The sequence below is a fragment of the Proteiniborus ethanoligenes genome (assembly GCF_900107485.1).
In the GTDB taxonomy this organism is placed as follows: Bacteria; Bacillota; Clostridia; order Tissierellales; family Proteiniboraceae; genus Proteiniborus; species Proteiniborus ethanoligenes.
In genome coordinates this window covers 1-25951 of sequence record NZ_FNQE01000031.1, presented here as the reverse complement: position 1 = coordinate 25951, position 25951 = coordinate 1, and the positions used below count along the sequence as shown (strand labels likewise).

At 30.1% G+C, this 25951-nt stretch carries 18 protein-coding genes; 14 read left to right on the top strand and 4 right to left on the bottom strand.

The features are described 5' to 3' along the window. Positions 1–36 precede the first annotated feature (36 nt). From addB to BLV37_RS12205, 5 genes are read left to right on the top strand one after another with little or no spacing between them, the layout of a single operon-like run. Complete coding sequence (gene addB, locus BLV37_RS12225; protein WP_091731949.1) at positions 37–3423, top strand: helicase-exonuclease AddAB subunit AddB; 3387 nt, start codon at positions 37–39, stop codon at positions 3421–3423. Continuing rightward, positions 3424–7008, top strand: a complete 3585-nt coding sequence (gene addA, locus BLV37_RS12220; protein ID WP_091731946.1) for a helicase-exonuclease AddAB subunit AddA — start codon at positions 3424–3426, stop codon at positions 7006–7008. Then, positions 7005–8231, top strand: coding sequence for an exonuclease SbcCD subunit D (locus BLV37_RS12215; protein WP_091731943.1), 1227 nt, complete (start codon positions 7005–7007; stop codon positions 8229–8231). Before addA ends, BLV37_RS12215 begins: the two co-directional genes overlap by 4 nt. Then, positions 8224–11748, top strand: coding sequence for an AAA family ATPase (locus BLV37_RS12210; RefSeq protein ID WP_176967974.1), 3525 nt, complete (start codon positions 8224–8226; stop codon positions 11746–11748). The genes BLV37_RS12215 and BLV37_RS12210 overlap by 8 nt, the downstream gene beginning before the upstream one ends. A 20-nt stretch (positions 11749–11768) precedes the next feature. Next, complete coding sequence (locus tag BLV37_RS12205; RefSeq protein ID WP_091731938.1) at positions 11769–12032, top strand: GIY-YIG nuclease family protein; 264 nt, start codon at positions 11769–11771, stop codon at positions 12030–12032. Between the two features lie 53 nt (positions 12033–12085). On the opposite strand, the gene htpG is transcribed toward BLV37_RS12205, so the two are convergent. Beyond that, the gene (gene htpG / locus BLV37_RS12200) at positions 12086–13963 is read right to left on the bottom strand and encodes a molecular chaperone HtpG (protein ID WP_091731935.1); all 1878 of its coding nucleotides are present in this window, start codon (positions 13961–13963) and stop codon (positions 12086–12088) included. Between the two features lie 221 nt (positions 13964–14184). On the opposite strand from htpG, the gene BLV37_RS12195 reads away from it, so the two are divergent. The 5 genes from BLV37_RS12195 to galE all read left to right on the top strand — a co-directional run bounded on the left by BLV37_RS12195 (position 14185) and on the right by galE (position 20641). Further along, complete coding sequence (locus BLV37_RS12195) at positions 14185–15267, top strand: PRK06851 family protein (RefSeq protein ID WP_208975267.1); 1083 nt, start codon at positions 14185–14187, stop codon at positions 15265–15267. 353 nt (positions 15268–15620) lie between these two features. After that, positions 15621–16679: a ribosome small subunit-dependent GTPase A gene (gene rsgA / locus BLV37_RS12190; protein ID WP_091731930.1), complete on the top strand. Its 1059-nt coding sequence runs from the start codon at positions 15621–15623 to the stop codon at positions 16677–16679. A gap of 180 nt (positions 16680–16859) precedes the next feature. After that, entirely contained in the window at positions 16860–17666 is an 807-nt protein-coding gene (locus tag BLV37_RS12185; RefSeq protein WP_091731927.1) for an AAA family ATPase, read from the top strand. A 168-nt stretch (positions 17667–17834) separates the two neighbouring features. Then, complete coding sequence (locus BLV37_RS12180; RefSeq protein ID WP_091731925.1) at positions 17835–19487, top strand: glutamine--tRNA ligase/YqeY domain fusion protein; 1653 nt, start codon at positions 17835–17837, stop codon at positions 19485–19487. Positions 19488–19651: 164 nt separating this feature from the next. After that, on the top strand, positions 19652–20641 hold the full coding sequence (gene galE / locus BLV37_RS12175) for a UDP-glucose 4-epimerase GalE (RefSeq protein ID WP_091731922.1): 990 nt from the start codon (positions 19652–19654) through the stop codon (positions 20639–20641). A gap of 105 nt (positions 20642–20746) precedes the next feature. On the opposite strand, the gene BLV37_RS12170 is transcribed toward galE, so the two are convergent. Continuing rightward, on the bottom strand, positions 20747–21295 hold the full coding sequence (locus BLV37_RS12170) for a superoxide dismutase family protein (RefSeq protein ID WP_244270536.1): 549 nt from the start codon (positions 21293–21295) through the stop codon (positions 20747–20749). Positions 21296–21482: 187 nt separating this feature from the next. On the opposite strand from BLV37_RS12170, the gene BLV37_RS12165 reads away from it, so the two are divergent. The 4 genes from BLV37_RS12165 (at position 21483) to BLV37_RS12150 (ending at position 23878) form a co-directional block, all read left to right on the top strand. Continuing rightward, a complete protein-coding gene (locus BLV37_RS12165; protein ID WP_091731920.1) occupies positions 21483–21755 on the top strand; it encodes a hypothetical protein in 273 nt (90 codons plus the stop codon). Positions 21756–21837: 82 nt separating this feature from the next. Beyond that, complete coding sequence (locus tag BLV37_RS12160) at positions 21838–22239, top strand: bacteriohemerythrin (protein WP_091731917.1); 402 nt, start codon at positions 21838–21840, stop codon at positions 22237–22239. Then, positions 22240–22614, top strand: coding sequence for a hypothetical protein (locus tag BLV37_RS12155; protein WP_091731915.1), 375 nt, complete (start codon positions 22240–22242; stop codon positions 22612–22614). 22 nt (positions 22615–22636) lie between these two features. Further along, the gene (locus BLV37_RS12150) at positions 22637–23878 is read left to right on the top strand and encodes an aminopeptidase P family protein (protein WP_091731912.1); all 1242 of its coding nucleotides are present in this window, start codon (positions 22637–22639) and stop codon (positions 23876–23878) included. Between the two features lie 37 nt (positions 23879–23915). Here BLV37_RS12150 and BLV37_RS12145 read toward each other — a convergent pair whose 3' ends face one another. Together BLV37_RS12145 and BLV37_RS12140 are read right to left on the bottom strand one after the other, a co-directional pair. Next, positions 23916–25118 carry an alanyl-tRNA editing protein gene (locus tag BLV37_RS12145; RefSeq protein WP_091731909.1) on the bottom strand — a complete coding sequence of 401 codons (1203 nt, stop codon included), beginning with the start codon at positions 25116–25118 and terminating at the stop codon, positions 23916–23918. A 16-nt stretch (positions 25119–25134) separates the two neighbouring features. Then, complete coding sequence (locus tag BLV37_RS12140; RefSeq protein ID WP_143031518.1) at positions 25135–25614, bottom strand: hypothetical protein; 480 nt, start codon at positions 25612–25614, stop codon at positions 25135–25137. Positions 25615–25951: the final 337 nt, after the last annotated feature.

Sequence of the window (25951 nt, the reverse complement as noted above, 5' to 3'; positions counted from 1 at the left end):
TATAATCCATTAGGTTTAAAAGATGAGGTGATATAAGTGAAGATTAGATTTATATTAGGTAGAGCAGGTTCAGGCAAGACTCATCGTATATTAGATGAGGTTGAATATAGACTTAAAGAAAAGAGTAATCATAGACTCATCCTTATTGTTCCAGAGCAGTTTACATTACAGGCTGAGGCTGATTTAATATTTAAGAAAAATCTTGAGGGAATTATGAGAGTTGAAGTACTTAGCTTTCAAAGGCTAGGTCACAAGATACTCAATGAAACGGGAGGTATAAAAAAGCCTGTTATAAATGAACTAGGTAAAATAATGGTTCTGAGAAAAATATTTGAAGAAAACGCTAAAGACTTGACAGTATTTAGCAAGGCATCTGGCCAGGATGGATTTTTATCAAGCTTTAGCCAATTAATATCTGAGCTTAAGAAAGATGATATTTCATTGAATCTAATTAGAGAGAAGGCAGATGCTATCCCCTGTGATAACATGTTAAAAAGAAAGCTAGAGGATATTCACCTCATATACCATAAGTTCAGCGAATATATGAAGGGGAGATATACTGATGATGAGGATAAAATGAATCTAGTAATAGAAAAACTAGATGATTCAAGCTATTTTGATGATGCTGAAATATGGGTGGATGGTTTTAATGGATTTTCAGCATTAGAATATAAAATATTAGAAAAGCTTATGCTAAAAAGTCAAAAGCTAAACATTGCTCTTACTCTAGATATTGTAAACCCTAGAGATTCAAGCTTGTTTAGCCCTACAGATACTACATATCAAAGGCTAAGAAATATGGCTCAAGAAAATGGTGTAGAAGAAAGAAAGACTATATTAGATAATAAGGAATCATATAAAAATGTTGAGATTAGACATATTGAAAATGAACTTTTTTCATATCCATATAAGAGATATGAAAAAAACACAGAAAGAGTAAAAGTTTTTTACAGCATGAATCAATACAATGAAATGGAAAATGTAGCATCTCAGATAGTATCACTTGCAAGGGATAAGGATTATAGATGGAGAGATATGGCTGTAGTATGTAATCAAATAGACATTTATTCACCTACAATCAAAAGAGTTTTTAGTGAATATGGAATACCATATTTTATAGACGAAAAAAGAAGTATAATGAACAATCCGATAGTTAAATTCATAATTTCCGGTCTTGAAATTATATCAAGGAATTTTAGATATGAAGATGTTTTTAGATTTATTAAAACAGGCTTTAGCAATTTAAATAAGAATGAATATGAAAGATTAGAAAATTATGTACTTAGATTCGGCATATTTGGTGATAAATGGCTTGAAGATTTCAGCTATGAAGGAGAAAATCTAGAAGAAATCAATGAAATACGAGAAAAATTTACTGAGCATATTATAAAATTTAAGAGAAGAATTAAAAATAAAAACTCAATTGATGATTTAACAAAGTATTTGTTTGAATTTTTAACCCATATGAATATTGAGGAAAAACTAAATAAATTAATAGATAAGCAAAAGGAAAAAGGATACCTTGAGCTTGTAAACGAAAACACTCAAATTTGGAATATAGTAATGGAAGTTTTAGATCAATTAGTAGAAATATTAGGGGATAATAAAGTAACAATAAAAGAATACATTAAAATATTAGAATCAGGACTTTCAGAGTACCAAATAGGAATAATACCGCCTACAATGGATCAAGTGCTAATAGGGAATCTAGATAGATCTAGAAGCCATGATATAAAAGCACTGTTTGTAGTAGGTGTGAATGATGGAATACTCCCATCTTCTGTAGGAGAAGAGGGTTTATTATTAGATGAAGAGAAAACAGAAATGAAAAGTCTAGGGTTAAATATCTCTTCTGATAGTGAAAGTAAAGCACGTGAGGAGGAGTTTTCTATATATACCTCCTTTACAAAGCCTAGCGAATATTTATTTATTAGCTATGCATTAGGAGATAGTGAGGGTAAGACCCTAAGGCCTTCAATGATAGTAGATAGATTAAAGAAAGTATATCCCAATTTAACTATAGATAGTGATGTGGTTAAGGATGAAGAAAAGGAGCTAAAATTAATAGCTACACCTATATCTACATTTAAATATCTAGTAGAAAATTTAAGAAATAAATTAGATGGAAACAAAATTGAAAAAATTTGGTGGGAGGTTTATGACTGGTATTATAATGAAGAGAAATGGAGAGAAAAGCTTAATCTAGCCATTGAGGGACTATTTCATAACAATCAACAAGAGAGTATAGAAGAAGGATATTCTAGACAGATTTATCAGTTCCCATTTAGATCAAGTATTTCAAGATTAGAAACCTATGTAAACTGTCCATATTCTCATTTTATTAAATATGGCTTAAAGCCTGAGGAAAGAAAGATTTATGAGATTAAAAACCCTGACGTAGGTATGCTATATCATAATTCTATAGAGGAGTTTTCAAAGGAGCTTTCAATAGAGAAATTAAGTTGGGATCAGCTCAGCAGAGAAAAATCAGATGAGATTGTTGAAAAAGTATTAGATAAGATGATAGATGAGTTCCAGCATGGTGTACTCTTAAGCACTCATAGATATAAATATATGATCAACAGGCTTAAAAGAATAAGCAAAAGAGCATTGTGGACAATAACAGAGCATATAAGAAGTGGAGATTTCACGCCAATTCAGCATGAGGTTAGCTTTGGAGAAGGGCCTGACAGTAAAATCCCTCCTATTATCATAAACCTTCCTAATGGCGAGGAAATAAGACTAGAAGGGAGAATTGATAGAGTAGATATTTTAGAAGGAGAAGAAGGAAGCTATGTAAAGATAATTGACTACAAATCAGGAACAAAGGCCTTTAACCTTTCTGATGCTTATTATGGTCTTCAAATCCAGCTCTTAGTCTATGCAGATGCAATTATTTCAAATGGAGATAAGCTGATTAAAAACCAGGTTTATCCTGCAGGAGTATTTTATTTTAGAATAGATGACCCAATGATAGAGTCTGATGAAGAGGATTTAGAAGCTATAGAAAAGGAAATAGCTAAAAAGCTTAAGCTAGATGGGATAATATTGAAGGATATAAATATAGTAAAATCAATGGATAGAAACATTGAAGAAATGAATTCATCATCCATTATACCTGTAAGCATTAAAAAAGATGGTGAATTCTCCAAAAACTCTTCAGTTATAGATAAAGAGGATCTAGACAACCTTATTAAGCATGTTAAGGGATTAATAGCTAAAATTGCAGAAGAAATATTAAAAGGTAAAATAAGAATAGAGCCTTGTAAGGTAGATAAATATGTATCTTGTACATATTGTGAATTTTCATCTATATGCCAATTTGAAACAAGCTTTGAGGACAATAAATATAGAAATATTAAAAAATTAAAGGATGAGGATGTAATATTAAAGCTAAAGGAAAAGACTGGAGGTGAGGATTAGATGCCAAAATGGACTGATGCACAAATTGATGCTATAAAATCAAGAGGACAAAATCTGCTAGTATCAGCTGCTGCTGGCTCTGGCAAGACAGCTGTCCTAGTAGAGAGAATAATTAGATTAGTCATTGAAGACATGGTAGATATAGACAAGCTTCTAATAGTAACCTTTACTAATGCTGCTGCAGGTGAAATGAGAGAAAGAATATTATCAGCACTAATGGAAGCAGCGGAAAATGGTGGAGAAAATGAGGAAATGATAAGAAGGCAAATAACACTTCTTAACAAATCACATATTACTACAGTGCATTCTTTTTGTATAAATGTACTACGAAGACATTTTCACCTTATAGGCATTGATCCTACTTTTAAAATAGGAGAAACTACAGAGCTTCAAATTATGATACAAGATTCTTTAGAAGAGCTTTTAGAAACAGAGTACGAAAAAGGTCATGAAAGCTTTATAAATCTGGTTGAGAGCTTTGGAGGTAATAAAAATGATGCAAAGCTTGAAGACTTGATACTTAAAATATACTATTTTATACAAAGTAAACCTTATCCAGAAGAATGGTTAAAGGATATGGTACAAATGTTTAATATGACAGAGGATGAGCTAGAAGATAGTATATGGATGGAAACTATAAAAGACAGTATAATAATCGATTTAAGTGGGGCGAAGGAATTAATTAATGGATCAATAAAAGCTTGTAACAAGGCAAATGGACCTACTGTTTACTTAGAAGCACTAGAAAATGATTTACAAAACATAAAGAGCTTGGAAGAATGCTTAAAGAAACATGGAATATCTGTTTTCAACGAAAGATTAGAAGGTATTACACATGACAGGCTTAAAAGAGTGCCAAAAGATGTAAACGAAGAACTTAAGGACGAAGTACAAAAGCTAAGGAATAGTTATAAGGATATTATAGATAAATCATTGAAAAAAGAGATTTTAGGTAAAAGTATGGATAGATACTTATCTGAGATAAATGATTTATATCCTATGATGGAGTATCTATATAATTTAATAGCTGAATTTTCTAGAATGTATTCCAACAAAAAACTAGAAAAAGGTATTATTGACTTTAATGATTTAGAGCATTATGCTTTAAAAATTTTAGAAAATGAAGAAGTTAGATTAGAATATAGAAACAAATTTGAGTATATATTTGTTGATGAATATCAAGACAGTAATATTGTTCAAGAAACTATAGTAAACAGAATAAAACGAGAGAACAATCTTTTCTTTGTTGGAGATGTTAAGCAGAGTATATATAGATTTAGACTGGCAGATCCTACACTTTTTTTAGAAAAATATAACACATATATAAAAGAGGAGTCAGGCTTAAATAAAAGAATAGATTTGTCTCAAAACTTTAGAAGCAGAAAAGAAATATTAGATGGGGTTAATTATGTATTTAAAAATATAATGTCAGAAGAGCTTGGAGAGCTTAAATATGATGAAGAAGCTTTCTTATATGAAGGTGCAAAGTATGAAAACCATAATGATGGAACTACTCCTATAGAGATTGACATTATAGAGAAAAAAACTAATGGCATAGAAGATTTAGATGAAGAGCTTGAGGAAATGCAGAGCATTGAAGTGGAAGCTAGAATAATAGCTAGTAGAATAAAAGGATTAATTGGTAAAAAAACTTATGATGCAAAGGCAGAAGAGTTTAAGGAAATAGAGTATAAAGATATAGTTGTACTATTAAGGACAATGAGAAATTGGGCACCTATATTCAATGAAATACTTATGAAGGAAAATATCCCCGTATATACAGATGATAGTATGGGATATTTTGATGCCCTTGAAATAAAGATGTTTTTAAATCTTCTAAGTATTATCGACAACAAAAGACAGGATATTCCATTATTAAGCGTTATGAGATCTTCTATGTGGGGCTTTACTACAGAAGAGTTAATAGATATAAGAGTATCTAAAAAAGAAGGTAGTTATTATAATGCAATCCAAAGCTATATAGAAAATAATGAAGATGGTTTAAAAGAAAAGCTTAACTATTTTATTAATACCATAGACAAATGGGCGGAAGAAGCTAGATATTCAAGGCTAGAGGAATTTATATGGAAGCTAATGATAGATACCGGCTATTATCATTATATTGGAGCTATTCCCGGAGGCATACAAAGACAAGCTAATCTACGAATACTTGTAGATAGAGCAAGTCAATTTGATAGAAGCTCGTCAAATGGTTTATTTAATTTTATTAGATTCATAGAAAAGCTTAAAAGAAGTAGTGGAGACATGGGGACAGCGAAAACCTTAGGGGAAAATGAAAATGTTGTGAGAATAATGAGTGTGCATAAGAGTAAAGGTCTTGAGTTCCCTGTTGTCATTTGTGCAGGACTCGGTAAACAATTTAATTTTATGGATACAAGGGATGATATATTAATACACAAGGATCTTGGACTAGGCCCTAAATATGTAGATATATTAAATCGAAGATATACTGGCACTATTCCACAATTAGCAATTAAAAAGAGAGTAAAGGTAGAAAGCTTATCTGAGGAAATGAGAATACTTTATGTTGCACTAACTAGAGCAAAAGATAGGCTAATCTTAGTAGGCTCTGTAAATGATGCTTCTAAAGAGGCTAATAAGTGGTGTAGGGAAACGAATCTATATTATTTATCTAATAGCAAAAATTATCTTGATTGGATATTAAACGTTCTATCTAAGCATGAAACAGGGAAAACCATAAGAGAATTAGCCAGTTTAGATAATGAATATGATACAAGTGAAGATTTAAATATAAGCATTAGAATATTAAACAGAAAAGACATAGACATTAATGTGGGAAGTGAAAGGATTAGTAAAAAGGAACTTAGAAGCAAACTAGAAAACTTTGTATGTAGTAGCTCAAATTATAAAGAAGAAATTCAAAAGCGTTTTGATTGGAGTTATAAGCATATGAATTCAATTAATATACCTTCAAAAATGTCTGTATCTGATATTACAAAAGCTTCATTCAAATCTATAGAAGCATTATCATATAATACACCATCTATAGTTAAGATGCCTAAGTTTCTTGAGGGGGAAAAGCCTTTTACAAAAGCAGAGATAGGTACAATTATGCATTTTGTAATGCAACATATTAACTTAGATGAAGATATAAAAAAAGAAACTATAGAAAAAAGAATAGAAAAAATGGTTATAGAGGATTTGTTAAGTGAAGAGGAAGCAAAAGTAGTTAATGTGGAAAAAATACTTAAATTCTATCAAGGTCCTATAGGACTTAGACTTTTAGCTTCTAGCAATGTTAAGAGAGAAGTTCCCTTTGTGCTTAAGAAAAAAGCTTCCGATGTCATAGATGGACTTCTTGACTGCAATGAATATGTACTTATTCAAGGAATAATTGACTGCTATTTCCAAGATAAAAATAGCTTAATACTAGTTGATTATAAAACTGATTATGTGTTGGAAGATAATCTTGAAGACATAATATACAAATATAAGGGACAAATGATGCTTTACAAGGAAGCTCTTGAAAAAATAACAGATAATGTGGTGGATGAAATATATATATACTCCTTTGAATTAGATAAAGAGGTGAAGGTACAATGAGGATACTTCATACTTCAGATTGGCATCTTGGAAAGTACTTAGAAGATTATAGCAGAATAGAAGAACAGGAAAAATTCATAGATGAGCTAGTGAATATAGTCAATGAGAATGAAATAGATTTAGTGTTAATCGCAGGGGATATATATGACAATAGTAATCCTCCTGCTAAAGCCGAAACCTTATTTTATAGGGCAATAAAAAGGCTTTCAAATAATGGTGAGAGGATAGTATTAATAATCGCAGGAAATCATGATAATCCAGATAGACTAGTTTCTTCTAAACCTCTTGCTAGAGAACATGGAGTTATTCTTTTAGGTACACCAAAAAGCAAAGTAGAGCCTGGAGAAGTGGGACAACATAAAATAGTAGACGGTGGAGAAGGCTTTATAGAATTAGAAATAAATAATGAAAAAGCAGTAATATTAACCTTGCCTTATCCAAGCGAACAAAGGTTAAACGAAGTATTTCAAGGTGTAATAGATGAAGAAGGTATGCAGAAAAATTACTCAGAGAGAGTAAGCCAGATTTTTAGTGAACTATCAGGTAAATATAGAGAAGACACAATAAATCTGTGTGTAAGCCATTTATTTGTAATGGGTGGTGAAACTACGGACTCTGAAAGACCTATTCAAATAGGAGGAGGCCTTACAGTACATGGAAACGCATTGCCTGAAAAGGCTCAATATATTGCACTAGGACATCTTCATAAATCACAAAGGGTAAGAGGCACTTCCTTGAAAGCATATTATTCAGGTTCTCCTATACAATACAGTAAAAGTGAAGTTGGTCAAGAAAAATATGTTTATATAATAGATGTAAAAGCGGGACAGGAGCCTAATATAGAAAAAAAGAATCTTAATATATTAAAGCCAGTTGAGGTTTGGAGAGTAAAGGGAATTGATGAAGCTCTTGAAAAGTGTTTAGATAATGAAGATAGAAAGGTTTGGGTCTATCTAGAAATAATAACTGATAAGCTTATTACTCAAAGTCAAATAAAGGAGCTTAAGGGGATAAAGCCAGATATACTCTCAATATCTCCTATAATAGAGAATATAGAAGAAGACAAAGAAGATAGTCACGATCTTAGGGAAAAATCAATTTTTGAACTATTTAAGGGACACTATCTTAATGAGAGAAAAATAGAGCCAAGTGAAGAGTTGATGGCAATTTTTGCTGAAATAATCACAGAAGAGGGTGATGAAGCTGAAACCGAAAATGCTTAAAATATCAGGATTAAATAGTTTTCTAGAAGAGCAATCAGTTGATTTTGAAAGATTAACTGAAAGAGGTTTATTTGGAATATTTGGGCCTACAGGCAGCGGTAAGTCATCTATCTTAGATGCAATAACTCTTTCCCTATATGGACAAACTGCTAGAAAGTCAAGTATGTATATAAATACAGAAACAGATAAGCTATTTATATCCTTTGACTTTGAAGTAGGACATGGCAACGAAAGAAAAAAATATAAGGTGGAGAGAAGTTTAAAGAAGAATAAGGATGGTGGAATCAATACTACTATAGCAAGATTAATAGTATATGATAAAAACGGAAATCAAGAACAAATTATAGAAGGTAGAACTGCAGTAGAGAATGAGCTGCAAAATAATATTGTCGGGCTAAATTTTAATGACTTTATTAGGACAGTAGTATTGCCTCAAGGAAAATTTAGTGAATTTTTAACCCTTACAGGGACTGGAAGAAATGAAATGCTGGAGAGAATTTTAGGACTTGAAGAATATGGAGAAAAGCTTAATAGAAAAGCAAGAAATAAAAGAGACATCATAAAGCAAAATTTAAATAGAATACAAGGAGAGCTTAGCAGATACGAAGGTGTGTCTGAGGAAGAGATAAATCTGCTAAATAAGGAGCTGGCAGAGCTTATTCAAAATGAAGTAAAATTAAAAACTAAGATAAAAGAGCTTAATGAAGCCTACGAAAAATATAATAGAATACGTAATTTACAAAAGGAATTAAAGGATTATTTTACTAAACAAAATAGCTTAAAGGAAAAACAAGAGGAATTTAGAATTAAAAAAGAGAAACTGATTAAAGGAAAAAACTCTTTAAATGTAATACCACATATTAACAATCTAAAACAAACCCAGAAAGACCTTGAAACAAATATTCAAGCTTTAAAACAATACAATATGGACATAGAAAAACTAAACTCTCTTATAGAGGAAAAAGAAAAAGAGTACAACATAGCTTTAGATAAAAGACAAAATGAATACCCTAATTTGCTCCATAAAAAATCTAAGGTAGAAGATGCTATCGGAATATTAAAACAAAAAGAAGAAATAGAACAAGAGATAAAGGGATTAAAAGCAAAATATATTGACTTAGAAAAAGGCATCAAAATAGATTCTGACAAAAATAAAGAACTATTACTCAAAGAAGCAGATATAGATAAAAAAATTGAAGAAAAAGAAGAAGATATAAATAACAAATCAGTTTCTTCAGAGTATAGAAAAAGGCTAAATCACGCATATGATTTAGAGAAAAGATACTTACAGTTGAGAAAAGATAAGAAAAACTTCCAAATTGAAAAAAATAATACAATAAATAATATAGAAAAAAACAATAAAGAATTAAAAGAAATTCTGAACCAATTAAATAGTATAGAAGGCACAATAAAAGAGCTAGATATTAAAAAAGCGGAATTAGAATCAAAAAAACCTAAAGACGTTAATGAGATATCATATTTTCAGAAAAAAATCTTTGACTTATCATCAGAAATTGAAAAACAAAAAGAAATAAATGAAAAATTTGATAAATTGATAAAATTACAAAAGGAAATTGAAAAAGGGAAAAATATCCTTGACAGCAGATATATTAAATTAGACATAGAACTTAAGTCTAAGGATGAAAAGCTAGATGAAATAAAACAGGAAGCAGTAGAATTAGAGCGTAAAAGCTTAGCTAGTATTTTAAGGAAACAATTGATATATTCAGAGCCTTGCCCTGTTTGTGGCTCTACACATCATCCAAATCCTGCAATATTATTTGATGAGGGGGAAATATCAGAAAAGCAGTCATTAATTAAAGAATTAGAAGCAGAAGTTAATTTGTTAAAAATTGACTTAGTCAGATTAGAAGAAGAAATAAAAAATAAGACTAGTGAGTATGAGAAGAATGAAGAAGCTCTCAAGGAACTTAAAGGGATATTTTCACAGAGCCAATTAGATAAATTAGAAGAAGAAAGAAAAACTTTAGAAGAAAAAATTAACCTTGCACAAGACTATAGAACAAAATGGGAAGAAGAAAATAAGGCCTTGGATGATAGACTTACAAAAAACAGGGAAGAAAAAAACCTATTAACTAATAAGAATACAGAATATAAAACAAACCGAGATAGAGATAAAGATGTTCTAGATAAGATTGAAACTAAGTTATCAGAAATCGAAGCGGAAACAGGAACCGTTTTTGAGGATTATAATAATTTCATTAAAGAATTAAACATTACTAATGCAACAGATAGAATAAAAGAAATAAATAAATTAGATGAAGAAATAGAACTAATCGCAAAACAGTTAAAACAGCTTAGAGAAGAAAATAAAACGACAAAATTTGACATAGAACAGATTTCTAAGAAAATGAATAAAAATAATGAAGAAATAAAGCTTACAAGACAGTCAATTGACAATAAAAACAATAGAGTAACTGAGCTAAATCTTAACATTGAGCAAATTGTAGGAAAAGAAGAGCCTCTAAAATTAAAAGCACAAATTGAAAAAACAATTACTGAAATACTAGACAAAGAAAGGGAATTAAAAGCTTGTTTAGATAGTGAGAATGATAAAAAGAATAAACTTAATGAAGAGATAACAGGATTAGAAAAGGCTATCCAAATACTTAAGGATTCTTCTATTGCTCTAGAGAATAATTTAATTAAATCATTGTCCGACAATAATTTTAATTCTATTGAAGAAGTAATTAATAGTAAAGTTGAAAATAATGAGATTGAAAGCTTGGAAAAAGATATTGAAGCTTACACTAACGAAGTAAAAGATACTGAAAACAATATTTCTAGAATAAGGAAAGAATTAAATGGTGAAGAGATACAGGAGGAAGAGTGGCAGATTATTATAAAGAACAAGGACGAAGCGTATATCAAACATAGTGAGCTAATAGAGGAAATAGGAAAGAAAAAGAATAAAATTGATGAAATGAATAAAAGTTTAAAGGAAGTTGAAAAATTAAAAGCAGAAGCCTCAAACCTAGAGAAAAGGTGGGATATGCTAAATGAAATACTTGAGTTAACAAAAGCAAAAAGATTTGTTGAATATGTATCCAGGAGCCATTTAATTTACATAGCTAGACTAGCTTCAGAAAGGCTTAGAGAAATAACTAGAGGAAGATATGATTTAGAATATGACTCCAACAATAATTTTGCAATAATTGATAACCACAATGGAGGGGCTAGAAGAGAGTGTAACTCTTTGTCAGGGGGAGAAACTTTTCTTACATCACTTTCACTTGCTTTAGCATTATCATCAAAAATTCAATTAAAGGGAACCACTTCTTTAGAATTCTTTTTTCTAGATGAAGGCTTTGGAACTTTAGATGCTAATCTTTTAGATGTGGTTATGACTTCTCTTGAAAGGCTATACAATGAAAGCCTAAGTGTTGGAATTATCAGCCATGTAGAGGAACTAAAAAACAGAGTACCAGTAAAGCTTTTAGTCGCTCCGGCAGTAGCGGGAGTACATGGAACAAAGGTAAAAATGGAATATAGCTAATATAGAATAGGATTGATAGTATGGTTTATGTATATATGGTAAGATGCAAAAACAATGCACTATATACTGGTTGGACTACGGATTTAGAACGTAGAATAATTGAACATAATAATGGAACAGGCTCTAAATACACAAGAGCCAATAGACCAGTGGAGCTTGTATATTTTGAAGAAATAGATGATAAATTTGCAGCTACCAAAAGAGAATATGCTATAAAACAGCTAAATAAAGCAGAAAAAGAGCTACTTGTAAGTAGTTTCAAATTGCAGACAAGTTGTGAGTAGCTTACAAAAAGCCTCTATGACACAAAAACATAGTCATAGAGGCTTTCAATTTATTATATCATAAGCTTACATATATTATCGGTGAACTCTACAGGATCACCTATTGGCAATCCTTCAATAAGCAATGCTTGGTTATATAGAACATTAGTATACAATTTAAGCTTATCCTTATCATGTTTATAGGCATCTTCTAAGGCTTTAAACACATGATGATTAGTATTGATTTCTAAAATCTTCTCAGCCTTAATATTTGGATTGTTAGGCATAGTGCTTAATATTTTTTCCATTTCTATAGTTAGTTCTCCATCAGTTGCAAGACATACAGGATGGTTTTTTAGTCTTTTTGATGCTCTGACATCTATTATCTTATCTGATAAAGCTTCTTTCATAAAATCAAATATTTCTTTATTTACTTCAGTTTCAGATGTTTGTTCTTCTTTAGCGTTATCTTCTATACCTAAATCCCCACTTGAAACAGATTTAAATTCCTTATCTTTGTAATTCATTAGCATACGAATAGCAAATTCATCAATATCGTCAGTAAAATACAATATTTCATAGCCTTTTTCTGATAGGATATCGGTTTGAGGCATTTTATCAATTTTGTCAATAGAATCCCCTGAAGCATAATAAATATATTTTTGATCCTCTTTCATTCTTTCTATATATTCTTCTAAAGTAACCATTTTCTTTTCTGTAGAAGAGTAGAATATTAATAAATCTTGAAGTGTTTCTTTGTTTTGACCAAAATCACTATAGACTCCATATTTAAGCTGTTTCCCAAAGGTTTTGAAGAATTCCTCATATTTATCTCTTTCATTTTTAAGCATTAGCTGCAATTCGCTCTTAACTCTTTCTTTAATTCTTTTAGCAATTACCTTTAATTGTCTATCATGCTGAAGCATTTCTCTTGATATATTTAGAGATAAATCCTCTGAGTCAACCATTCCTTTAACAAAGCTAAAATAATCTGGAATTAGGTCTGGACATTTATTCATTATTAGAACCCCACTAGAGTATAACTCTAATCCCTTTTCATATTCATTAGTATAAAAGTCAAAAGGCATCTTTTCAGGAATAAATAAAATAGCATTATATCTTACTGCACCATCAGCACTTATATGAATATATTTTAGTGGTTCATCAAAGCCATAGTGTTTTTCTGAATAAAAATTTTCATAATCTTCCTTAGTTAGCTCATTTTTGTTTTTACGCCATATTGGAACCATACTATTGATTATCTTTTCTTCAATTACTTCTTCATACTCATCCTCTGTACCTTCTTTAAGAGCCATTGTGCTAGTATCCATTTTTATAGGATATCTTATAAAATCAGAGTATTTTTTTATAATAGCTCTTAATCTGTATTCTTCTAAAAATTCATCATATTTTTCGTCATCTGTATTTTCTTTTAATTTTAAGATAATTTCTGTACCAACATTTTCTTTCGTACAGGGCTCAATAGTATATCCATCAGCACCTGTTGATTCCCATTTATAGCTTTCTTGACTTCCTAAGGCTTTACTTATAACAGTAACAGAATCAGCCACCATAAAAGCAGAGTAAAAACCTACACCAAACTGTCCTATAATATCATATCCGTCTCTTAATTCATTTTCTTTTTTAAATGCAAAGGAACCACTTTGTGCTATTGTCCCAAGATTTTCTTCTAACTCTTCTTTTGTCATTCCAATACCAGTGTCTAATATACTCAAAGTTCTATTATTTTTATCGGCTACAATCTTAATATAATAATCATCTTTGTTAAAGGTTAAGCTCTTATCTGTTAAGGCTCTATAATACATTTTATCGATTGCATCACTAGCATTGGAAATAAGCTCTCTTAAGAAAATTTCCTTATGAGTGTAAATGGAGTTAATCATAAGATCAAGCAATCTCTTTGATTCTGCTTTAAACTCTTTTTTTACCATAAAATCTTCTCCCTTCGTAAAATTTTTATGTAATTAGCACTCTTCATAATAGAGTGCTAATTATAATTTATCAAAATTATTACATTTGTCAATGCTAACTTGTAATAGTGTTGTATTTTAAACTAATTGAATTTTTTCTAAAGGAAAGTATTTTCCTTATATGCACATAATAAATCTAAGAGAATAAGTTATTATATAAAATCTTTTTAGGAGGCTTTATTATGGCAAAGATTAGAAGGATGTTTCCAGGTGGCAATACATCAAAAGGATTTTTTTCATACTATGACAATATAATAAATAGAAAAGATGCAAATAAAATAATAATATTAAAAGGAGGACCAGGAACAGGAAAATCTTCAATGATGCGAAATATTGGAAAGTATATGCTTGAGAAAGGATATGATGTAGAGTACCATCATTGTTCTTCGGATAAAGATTCTATCGACTGTGTTATGATACCTAAGTTAAAGGTTGCAGTATTAGATGGCACTGCACCACATGTTATAGACCCTAAGTATCCAGGTGCTGTAGATATGATAGTAAATCTAGGTGAATACTGGGACTCTAAAGGTTTAGAAAATAATAAAGAAGAAATAATAAAAGTAATAGATAGAAACAGTAAGTTTTATAAAAGTGCATATAAATATTTTGAAGCAGCAAGGCTTATTCAAGAAGATACTATTTGGAAGATGGAAGAAGTAATGAATTTTAGTAAGGTTAATATACTAATCCACGATTTAGTAAAGGAAATATTGGGAAATTTAAAGGTAGTAGAGAAAATAGGGAAAGAAAGACATTTGTTTGGTAGCGCATTTACACCAAGTGGATGGGTAGATCATACAGATACATTGCTAAGAGATGTAGAAAAAACCTATTACATAAAAGGGGAGCTAGGAACAGGAAAAACAACATTGATGAAAAATATATATAAGGAAGCAATTCAAAGAGGTTTAGATGTAGAGATATTTCACACACCATTAATACCTGAAAAAATAGAAACTATAATAATTAAGGATTTAAGTATAGCATTATCTATAATGGATTGGGCTAAAGATAATAATTATAAGACAATAGATTTTAAGAATTATATGAACAAAGAAATATCAAATAACTATGAAGAAGATATAAAGGAAAATAAAAAAAATTATGAGAAATTAATATCAATAGCCATTAATAAATTAGCAGGTGCTAAGAAAAATCATGATATGATGGAAGCACAGTATATTCCTAATATGAACTATAACGAAATTGAAAAAGTAAGAGATAAATTGATTCAAATAATATTAAAATATGAACAATCATAATAGAGTCAAGATTAAAAACTTGGCTCTTATTCATTAATGCAAGAAATTCTGGTTTAATATTAATAAATAACCAAAGATTGTATCATTGAATAAAGAACTATAATAAATACTGTTTACAAAAAACTTATAATTTGCTATTATTATCTTAAGTACAATGAAAGGAGTGATGTTTTATGAAAAATAATATGGATAGTGTATATTTAAACAAAATTAATTGTTTCATAATGACTACTCCTAGAAATAAGTTAATCTGTAATTAGCTATTGATTAATTTGTAATTAAACCCTAGGAGTAATCTGAATTATTACTTACTAGGGTATTCTTATGCCCTAAAATAACAGGAGGGCTTATAATTGACAAATAAATATAATTTATATGACTTGGGATGGAATGAAAGATTAGAAAAAGAGTTTGAACAATATAGAAACTTTTATAGTGTTGGAAGAATTGCAGTAGAATATAAAAATCTATATAAAGTATATAGTGAACAAGGAAATATATTAGCATCAGTATCAGGGAAAATGATTAACTCTGCATCAGGTAGACAGGATTATCCAGCAGTAGGAGATTGGGTTATACTGGATAAAATAAAAGAAAATGACGATAGAACTATTATCCATGAAATATTAAGTAGAAAAAGTAAATTTTCGAGAAAAATTGCAGGAAGAACATTTGAAGAACAGATTATAGCTACTAATGTTGATATAGCATTTTTATGTATGTCACTTAATAATAATTTTAATCTAAGAAGATTAGAAAGATATATTACAATGGCATGGGACAGTGGTTCTAAACCAGTAATTCTTCTTACAAAAGCTGATTTATGTGATGATATTGAGGAAAAGCTTAAACAGGTAAGAGAAATTTCATTTGGAATAGATGTTCATTTTATAAGTTGTATTCATAAATTAGGAATTACTCATATTAATGAATATATTAATAAAGGTATAACCCTTGCTTTTTTAGGATCATCAGGTGTAGGAAAATCTACTATTATCAATGAGCTTTTAGGTGAAAATAGACAGGTAACCAAAGAAGTAAGCAACATAGGAGAAAAAGGAAAACATACTACTACTAACAGAGAACTTATGCTACTTCCAAATGGAGGAGTTGTAATAGATACTCCTGGGATGAGAGAGTTACATGTACTAGATGTTAGTGACAGTATAGAAACTGCATTTGAAGATATTGAGGAACTTTCCTTACAATGCAAGTTTTCAGACTGTACTCATACAACAGAACCAAAATGTGCTGTAATTAATGCAATTAATAATGGTATATTGAGTAAAGAAAGATACGAAAGTTATATGAAACTAAAAAAAGAAGCTGAATATACAGAAAGAAAACTTAACAGAAAAGCAGCAATGGAGTATAAAAACTATGTAAAGAAATTATCTAAAAGTTTAAGATAAAATAATACAATATTTAGAATCTAAAACCTTCGGAATATAGTAAAATGTTTTTTTGAAAAGCTACTTCTTTTTTAAAAAGAGAAGTAGTTTTTCTTTACATAAACATATGAATTTGATAATATCAGTATTTGAGAGAATATATATCTACAAAGTCCGGACATAAGGAAAGGATGAATAAACATGTTTCATCTAAAGGAAGTAAGCTATTTAAATAAAAAGCACCAGTCATACCATGGCTATCCATTTAGTATCCCATTAATAAGCTCTTTTGAAAAAATAACCTTTGACTCACCTATAACCATACTTGTAGGAGAGAACGGGACTGGAAAATCTACTTTGTTAGAGGCTATTGCTTGTGCTATAGGCTCAATTGCAATAGGAGATACAGATATTAACACAGATAGAGAATTTGAATATGCAAGAAAGCTTTCTAAATATCTAAATTTATCCTGGAGTGTAAAAACAAATAAAGGGTTCTTTTTAAGAGCTGAAGATTTTATTAATTATATGAGAAAATTACATGAGATTAGAATGGATATGGAACAGGAGTTACAAGAGATTGATAACAGATATACAGGAAGAACTCTACACGCGCATAGTCTTGCCAGAATGCCTTATGCACGTTCCTTAAATGAAATGGACAATATGTATAATGGAGGTTTGGAATCTAAATCACATGGAGAGAGTTTTTTAGAGTTTTTTAGCTCCAGATTTATTCCTAATGGACTATATATATTAGACGAGCCTGAAACACCTTTATCTCCGATGAATCAATTTGCTTTTATGGCTATGATTAAAGAAATGATTAAGCAAAATTCTCAGTTCATTATAGCTACTCATTCTCCAATAATCATGGCACATCCAGATGCTTCTATATATGACCTAAATAGTTTACCCATAAAAAAAACAGTCTATAATGAAATAGAATCAGTTAAATTTTTCAGGTCATTTCTTAATAATCCACAGGGTTTTATAAGACATCTTTAGATAAAAATATTAACATATATCAAAATCATATAATATTGCATAATACTAATAAAAGGGTTAAAATAATATATCATAAAATAAAAAACAATTAAAATGGAAAAAGTTCTATAACTATGTTATATTATAAGTTAATAATAAAACGCAAAGGAAAAGAAAGGTTGTGCTACGATGAATGATAAACCAATATCATCAAATTTTATTAGAAATATTGTAATAGCTGACCTAGAGTCTGGAAAGCATAAAGAAATAATTACAAGGTTTCCTCCTGAGCCTAATGGATATTTACATATTGGGCATGCTAAGTCTATTACTTTAAATTTTGAATTAGCTGACGAATTTAATGGTAGAACACATCTTCGCTTTGATGATACAAATCCAACAAAGGAAGAGGTAGAATATGTAGAATCTATAAAAGAGGATGTAAAGTGGCTTGGCTTTCAATGGGAAGCTCTATATTTTGCATCTGATTATTTTGAAGAAATGTATAATAGAGCTGTGCTATTGATAAAAAAGGAGAAGGCTTATGTATGTGATTTATCTGTAGATGAAATAAGACAATACAGAGGGACCCTTACAGAGCCAGGAAAAGAAAGCCCATATAGAAATAGAACTATTGAAGAAAACTTAGATCTTTTTGAAAGAATGAGAAAAGGTGAATTTAAAGACGGTGAAAAGGTATTAAGAGCCAAAATAGATATGACATCTCCTAATGTAAATATGAGGGATCCAGTTATCTATAGAATATCCCACACATCACACCATAACACAGGAGACAAATGGTGCATATACCCTATGTATTCATTTGCTCACCCTTTGGAGGATGCAATAGAGGGTATTACACATTCTATATGCACATTAGAATTTGAAGATCAAAGACCATTATATGATTGGTTTGTAAGAGAATGTGAAATGGAGCATCAACCACAGCAGATAGAGTTTGCAAGATTAAACTTGACCAATACAGTAATGAGTAAAAGAAAGCTAAAAAAGTTTGTAGATGAAAACATTGTAGATGGCTGGGATGATCCAAGAATGCCTACAATATCTGGACTTAGAAGAAAAGGATATACTCCAGATGCTATTAAGAGCTTTTGTAGAGCCATTGGAGTTGCAAAAAATAATAGTGTTGTAGATGAGCAAATGCTAGAGCATTTTGTAAGAGAAGATTTAAAGCTTAAGGTACCCAGAGTAATGGCTGTTATTAGACCTTTGAAGGTAGTTATTACAAATTATCTAGAGGGGCAAGTTGAGTGGCTAGATGCAGAGAATAATTCTGAAAACCCAGAATTAGGCGAAAGAAAGATTCCATTCTCTAGAGAAATATATATAGAAAGTGATGACTTCATGGAAGAACCTCCTAAAAAATACTTTAGACTTTTTCCAGGGAATGAAGTTAGATTAAAGAATGCATATTTTATAAAATGCAATGAGGTAATAAAAGATGATCAAGGAAATGTAGTTGAATTAAGATGTACTTATGACCCTGAAACTAAGAGTGGAACAGGTTTCACAGGAAGAAAAGTTAAGGGGACAATTCACTGGGTGGAAGCAAGCAATGCAATGCCAGCTGAAATAAGACTTTATGAGCCTCTAATTCTTGATGATGAAGAGGAAGAAGGGGATACATTTTTGGATAATGTGAATCCAAATTCTCTAGAGATATTACAAGGATACGTGGAGCCAAACATGAAAGAAGCCATGCCACAGGATAAATTTCAGTTTTTTAGACATGGATATTTTAATGTAGACACTAAATATACTACTAAAGATAGATTGGTATTTAATAGAATAGTATCCTTGAAAAGCTCATTTAAAATATAGCTCATTTAAAATAGTTATTTATAAAAAACTTACCTCGTAAAATGACCAATTATAATTGGTCATTTTTTGCGGATAGAATATAATATGTAAACAATAAAAAACTTTAATGGTATAATATACACAAAAGATTTCAAGAGAAAATCCATTTAAGGAGGCTAGTTAATATGGCTATACTTGTTTGTGGTGGAGCGGGTTATATAGGCTCTCATTGCGTATATGATTTAATAGAAAATGGAGAAAAGGTTATAGTTGTTGACAACCTTCAGACAGGACATATTAATGCTATACATAAAGAAGCTATATTTTATCAAGGGGATATTAAAGAAATTAACTTTTTAAATACTGTATTTTCAAAACATGAGATTGAAGCAGTAATACATTTTGCGGCTAATTCTTTAGTTGGCGAGAGTATGATAGATCCACTAAAGTATTATAACAACAATGTCCATGGAACCGAAATATTGCTAAAGGCTATGGCTATAAATAATACTAAAAAGATAGTGTTTTCTTCTTCTGCTGCTGTTTATGGAGAAACTAAAACTTTTCCTATAAAAGAATCAGATACTACTGAGCCCACGAACCCATATGGCGAAACTAAACTAGCTATGGAAAAAATGATGAAATGGGCAGATATAGCTTATGGAATAAAATATGTTGCACTAAGATATTTTAATGTAGCAGGAGCTCATCCTAGAGGTCTTATTGGAGAAGATCATAATCCTGAAACCCACCTAATCCCTTTAATACTTCAGGTCCCTTTAAATAAAAGGGAAAAAATATTTATCTACGGGGATGATTATCCCACAAGGGATGGGACCTGTATTAGAGATTATATACATGTAAAAGATTTAATAAATGGGCATATATTAGCACTTGAGTATTTAAGAAAAGATAATGAAAGCAATATTTTCAATTTAGGGAATGGTCTAGGATTTTCAGTAAAAGAGATTATCGAAGCAGCTGAATATGTTACAGGATTTTCTATTAATAAAGAGTTTACAGCTAGAAGACATGGGGATCCTGCGATTCTAGTTTCTTCTTCACAGAAGGCAAAAGAAATTCTTGGCTGGGAACCACAATATACAGATATTAGAGATATAATATCCTCAGCTTGGAAATTCCATAAAAATAATGTAGACGGGTTTAAGAAGTAAATAATATGCGGCAGAGATATTAAAAAAATCAAACACAATAGAAATTATCCCTATCTAAAATCCTAAGGGAATGCTTCTATTGTGTTTTTCTAAGAAAATAATGTTTTAATAATATTTAGGTTGTATTACTCCACAAGCGAGTCTCTTACCTGCATCACCAGCAGGCTGCGAACGGTAATCATCTGGACTTTGGTGTATTATTATAGACTTACCAATGACATCTTTTGGTTTAAATCTATTAGTAAAAAAACTCATTTCTGCATAACCATTGTTTGAGAATAGTACAGGGAAATCACCTGCATGATTACCATGGGGTTGATTATCTGGGTTCCAATGTCCACCCGCTGATTTGAATGGGTCGTTTGGATCACCTATTTCACATAGACCATTTTCATGAATATGAAAGCCGTGTGGACCAATAGGAGGATTACCATTTCTAGCAGGCTCATAGTTAGGAAGATTAGAAACTCTTACTTTAACGTCTGTGCCTTTATCTACTCCTTTAAAATAAACAACTCCTTTTAGATTTGGCGCTAAAGGCCCACCATGAATATATGCAATAGCATTTATTTCTTCTCCGTACTCAAAAAAATTATTATAGCTTATATAGGGATTTGTATATGGACAATACATATTACCATTAAAAAGTATCATACTATTTCATCCTTTCATTATTTAGTTGTCTATTATATATTTATGTTTTTAATAACTTAGATGTTCTTTAATAACTTTTTATGTTAATTAGAGGAAAAACAATTTTAGTGTTGAATAAACTAACTTAAATAATATGAAAAAAGATTAAATTTTTAATATATTTAAATTGCCTAAGGAGTGCTTGTGCATGATGGTAGAAATGATTTATTATGCTACAATAGTACTGTGTTTCTTTCTGATTTTAGACTTGATAATAACTATAATAGATACAAGTTCTAAGCTAGAATGGAAGATCGCCAATATTACAAACACAGTTTTTCTTACAATGCTTTTCCTTTCTGTAAACAGATTAATAGGAAGAATACCAAACCAAAATGTATTTGATTATTTAATAGTGGTTTTTAATGCAGGCTTATTCATAATAGGAAGTATTGCATCTAAGAAAATTATGAAAAATTAAAATACATACAGAAATTCTTAGTGTTTTAGATTTTCAAAAAAATATGATATAATTAATAATAATTCTCAAAGGAGGAAAAATAATGATATTTAATTGGAAGGATAGGTTTAGTACAGGAATAGAGGAAATTGACAAACAACATAAAAGATTATTTGAGATAGGAGGGGAAATATATAATCTTGCAACATTAAAGGATGGACAAGACCATTATGATGAGATAATAGCATTATTAGGCCATTTAAAAGAATATACCGAATACCATTTTGGATATGAAGAAGAATTAATGGAAAAATATAACTACAATAAACTTGAAGAGCACAAACAGCAACACGAAATGTTTGTAAAAAAGCTAGTCGAAATTGACACTCAAGACATAGATTCAAAGCAGAAAAAAGTTATTTTAGATATTTTAGACTTTATTGTAAATTGGATATCTAGTCATATACTAGGGGCAGATTTTCAATATAAGGATATTATTAAATAGATGAGGGATATATCTGTAAATTTAAAACAATATGGTATTAATATTATAAGCGACTTTGAAGTAAGAATATTAAGAGAAGATGATGTAGACATTGATATTATAGTACCTTTAGAAGGTAGAACCTTAGACTTACAGTTTAGTAATATGCCTGATTATATGGGAAATAGAATCCAATGCTCAATGATAAAAAATCTAGTTATGAGATTTAGCAAGTCAGCTAATAATACAATATGTACAGTTCATTTGTTAAGAAGCATAGATATATATTCATCTGTGATAAATTTTGAATTGGATTATAAGGAATTAATAATTCAGATTAAAGATTTAGAGTATTCAGCTGTATTTAGAATTTTGCGAGATGAAAAAATGATATGAATAATTTTAGGAAGGTGCAGATATGAATAAAGATTTTTACATAAACAACAGAAAAAAAATCACAGACAAGCTAGAAGATAATTCATTGTTATTATTATTCTCAGGTACGGCTCCTCACAAATCTGCAGATGCATATTACGATTTTATAGTTAATAAAAACTTCTTTTATCTAGTAGGTGCTGAAAGAGAAAAATTTGCTTTATTAATTGAAAAGAAAAAAGGTAAAGTAAAAGAAAATTTATTTATAGATAAAGTTACAGAATTAGAGGAAAAATGGACAGGTTTTAGAATGACAGAAGATGAGGCTAAAGAGATTTCAGGAATAGAAAACGTTAAACCAATAGATAGTCTTACGGAATATTTAAACAGTACATTGTTTAATGGTGAATTTTCTAATTTTTACTTAGACTTAGAAAGACAAAGATGGGACTTTGATAATACTAAAGCCTTAAGCTTAGCAAAAGACATTAGAGATAGATATCCACATATTAAGATTAACAATGCATATAGCATACTTGTTAAATCTAGAATGATAAAAACAGAAGAAGAAATAGAGATGATTAAAAAAGCTATAGATATTACTAATGAAGGCATAAAAATGATCATGGAAAATTCACAGCCAGGCATGATGGAATATCAGCTGGAGTCTTATTTTGATTTTGAAATAAAAAGACTAGGAGCAAAAAGACATGCTTTTAATACCATTGCTGCTTCTGGAAAAAACGCAATAGTATTACACTATTTAGAAAATAATTGTGAAATGCAGGATGGAGACCTTATACTATTTGATTTAGGTGCAGAATATAATAATTACTGTGCAGATATATCTAGAACCTTTCCTGTAAATGGAAAGTTTACAGAAAGACAGAAGGAACTTTATAATATTGTCTTAAAATCACAATTAGAAACAATAAATGCGGTAAAGCCAGGACTTCCTTATAAAGAATTAAACAAAGTAACTAAAAAGGTATTAATTGAAGAATGTAAAAAAATTGGTCTAATTAAAGACGATGATGAGATATCTAAGTATTATTACCATGGCGTAAGTCACTATTTAGGGCTAGATACCCATGATGTCGGAGAGCGTGATGTAAACCTTGAGCCAGGAATGGTATTAACAATTGAACCAGGATTATATATTGAAGAAGAAGGCATAGGTATAAGAATAGAAGATAATGTTGTAGTTACGCCTGATGGCTGTATAAACCTATCAATTGATATAATAAAAACCGTTGAGGAAATAGAAGCTTTTATGAATAAATAAAGAGAAGTGGAAACACTTCTCTTTATTTTATAAAATATTAAATTAAACCATCTAATATTTCTAAGCTTTTTTCCATAAAAACAGGTATGTTGTCTATATTTGTTCCCCCACCTTGTGCTAGTTCAGCATTTCCTCCACCTTTACCGTCTAGCAAATGGATAACAGAATTAAAGATCTCTTTTACATCTATATTAATATTAGGGGATCTTCCCATCAAAATTTGGCATTTGTTATTATTTTCTACAACACATAGAATGCATATAGTGTTTTCTAATGCTAATATTTGAGACATAGCATACCTAGCCATTTTAGGATCAAAGTCATATAAAATCCTGTGAACAATTCTTATATTATTCTTAGTATAGCTTTCCTTCAGAAAATCATTGATCTGATGTGTTAATAGCTCTGTTTTAGTATCTAACAATTGTTTCTCTAATAGTTTATAATCATTATAGAGCTTCTCTACAGCATTATAAGTATCTATATCCTTAGCAGAAAGCAAAGCAGAGATACTGTTTATATGAAGATTTTTCAAGGAGTAATCCTTTAAGGCTCTATTACCGCAGACAAATTCTATTCGAATATTACCTTTGTATCGTTCCCATTTTCTTATTTTAATAATACCAACTTCTCCAGTATTTCTAAGATGTGTTCCAGCACAAGGAGAATAATCAACATTTTCTATTTCAACTACCCTAATATTTCTATCTACCCTTGGTGGTTTGCGCAAGGGAATAGAACTTATATCGTTGTTTTCAACCTTATAAGTTTTTATAGGGAAATTGCTATATATTATTTCATTTGCAAATCTTTCAATTTTTTTAATATCATCTTCAGTTAATAAAGGCAGAGAAACATCTATGTACACGTATTCACGTCCGATATGCATGCTTAAAGTAGTTGCGTTGTATAGCTTGTAAAAAACTGCAGATAGTATGTGCTGTCCTGAATGTTGCTGCATATGATCAAAACGTGTATCCCAATCAATAGATAAACTAACTGAATTTGAGTTAATATTATCACTAAGTACATGAATGATTTTGTCATCTTCCTCGTATACATCAATGACCTTTATATCGTTGATAGTAGCTTTATCCATAGGTTGTCCGCCAGATAAATGAGGATATATTATAGTTCTATTTAATGTAATATAAAATTTACTATTAGAATATTCTTTATTTACTACTTTTGCAGTCAATTCCTTTAAATATGGATTTTCAAGATAGATTTTTTCAGTCATGCTACCATCCTTTCGGTTACTTGTGTTTGATTTTTAATCTATTTGCTAGGCTTTGAATCTCACTCCTAAATGTATCCATATATTCTTTAGCTCTATGAATATGTGTATTTGCTTCATCTAATATAGAGTTATCCTTGTTCTTTAAGCCTTCACTAATAAGCATAAATGCATTTAATTGCGTTTGGGCACCTTTAATATATAAATTATGTATTTTTTTTACTTCTTCAGTCTTCAAATTGATGTTTTCCAATTTAGTGAGGAATTCCTTATACGAAGGGATAACATCATTTTCTAGTATCTTATGCATTTCTTCAGAAGATAGATTAACATTTTCAATCATATTTTCATACTTAGATAAAGCCTTATCTTCTAGATTTGAAACAGAAGGTATTAATACATTCACATAGTCAAACAATTCAGATTTTACAGGATTTGTGCAGCCTGTAATTGTGATGATTATTAACAGAAGCATTATTAATAAAGTTAACTTTTTCATAATTACCTTGTATGATATAGTCAAGGACTAAAATCATACTCTCCTTCCTTATTTATTTTAATTATCCGCTATAATCAAATTAGACACTGTGGACTTTTTATAATTACCTATAGCTTGACTATTAGATGGAGTGTATTGCCACTGTCTTATTTAAATCATTTATAGTTGGATAAGTTTTAAACTTTTATCTCCCGCAAGGCTATGAGAATAAGACTAGGTGGATCAAAACAGTTGTCAATTATTATAAAGGACGTGGTTCTATGATTTACGTTGGCATTGATATTGCCAAACTAAAGCACTTTGCCGCTGCTATGACCGCTGATGGTGAAGTCTTAAT

Excerpts from the sequence above, each read along its gene's own strand:
- addA (WP_091731946.1), top strand. The coding sequence starts at position 3,424 with ATGCCAAAATGGACTGATGCACAAATTGATGCTATAAAATCAAGAGGA.
- BLV37_RS12215 (WP_091731943.1), top strand. The coding sequence starts at position 7,005 with ATGAGGATACTTCATACTTCAGATTGGCATCTTGGAAAGTACTTAGAA.
- BLV37_RS12210 (WP_176967974.1), top strand. The coding sequence starts at position 8,224 with ATGCTTAAAATATCAGGATTAAATAGTTTTCTAGAAGAGCAATCAGTT.
- BLV37_RS12205 (WP_091731938.1), top strand. The coding sequence starts at position 11,769 with ATGGTTTATGTATATATGGTAAGATGCAAAAACAATGCACTATATACT.
- htpG (WP_091731935.1), bottom strand. The coding sequence starts at position 13,963 with ATGGTAAAAAAAGAGTTTAAAGCAGAATCAAAGAGATTGCTTGATCTT.
- BLV37_RS12195 (WP_208975267.1), top strand. The coding sequence starts at position 14,185 with ATGGCAAAGATTAGAAGGATGTTTCCAGGTGGCAATACATCAAAAGGA.
- BLV37_RS12185 (WP_091731927.1), top strand. The coding sequence starts at position 16,860 with ATGTTTCATCTAAAGGAAGTAAGCTATTTAAATAAAAAGCACCAGTCA.
- BLV37_RS12180 (WP_091731925.1), top strand. The coding sequence starts at position 17,835 with ATGAATGATAAACCAATATCATCAAATTTTATTAGAAATATTGTAATA.
- galE (WP_091731922.1), top strand. The coding sequence starts at position 19,652 with ATGGCTATACTTGTTTGTGGTGGAGCGGGTTATATAGGCTCTCATTGC.
- BLV37_RS12170 (WP_244270536.1), bottom strand. The coding sequence starts at position 21,295 with ATGATACTTTTTAATGGTAATATGTATTGTCCATATACAAATCCCTAT.
- BLV37_RS12165 (WP_091731920.1), top strand. The coding sequence starts at position 21,483 with ATGATGGTAGAAATGATTTATTATGCTACAATAGTACTGTGTTTCTTT.
- BLV37_RS12160 (WP_091731917.1), top strand. The coding sequence starts at position 21,838 with ATGATATTTAATTGGAAGGATAGGTTTAGTACAGGAATAGAGGAAATT.
- BLV37_RS12155 (WP_091731915.1), top strand. The coding sequence starts at position 22,240 with ATGAGGGATATATCTGTAAATTTAAAACAATATGGTATTAATATTATA.
- BLV37_RS12150 (WP_091731912.1), top strand. The coding sequence starts at position 22,637 with ATGAATAAAGATTTTTACATAAACAACAGAAAAAAAATCACAGACAAG.
- BLV37_RS12145 (WP_091731909.1), bottom strand. The coding sequence starts at position 25,118 with ATGACTGAAAAAATCTATCTTGAAAATCCATATTTAAAGGAATTGACT.
- BLV37_RS12140 (WP_143031518.1), bottom strand. The coding sequence starts at position 25,614 with ATGAAAAAGTTAACTTTATTAATAATGCTTCTGTTAATAATCATCACA.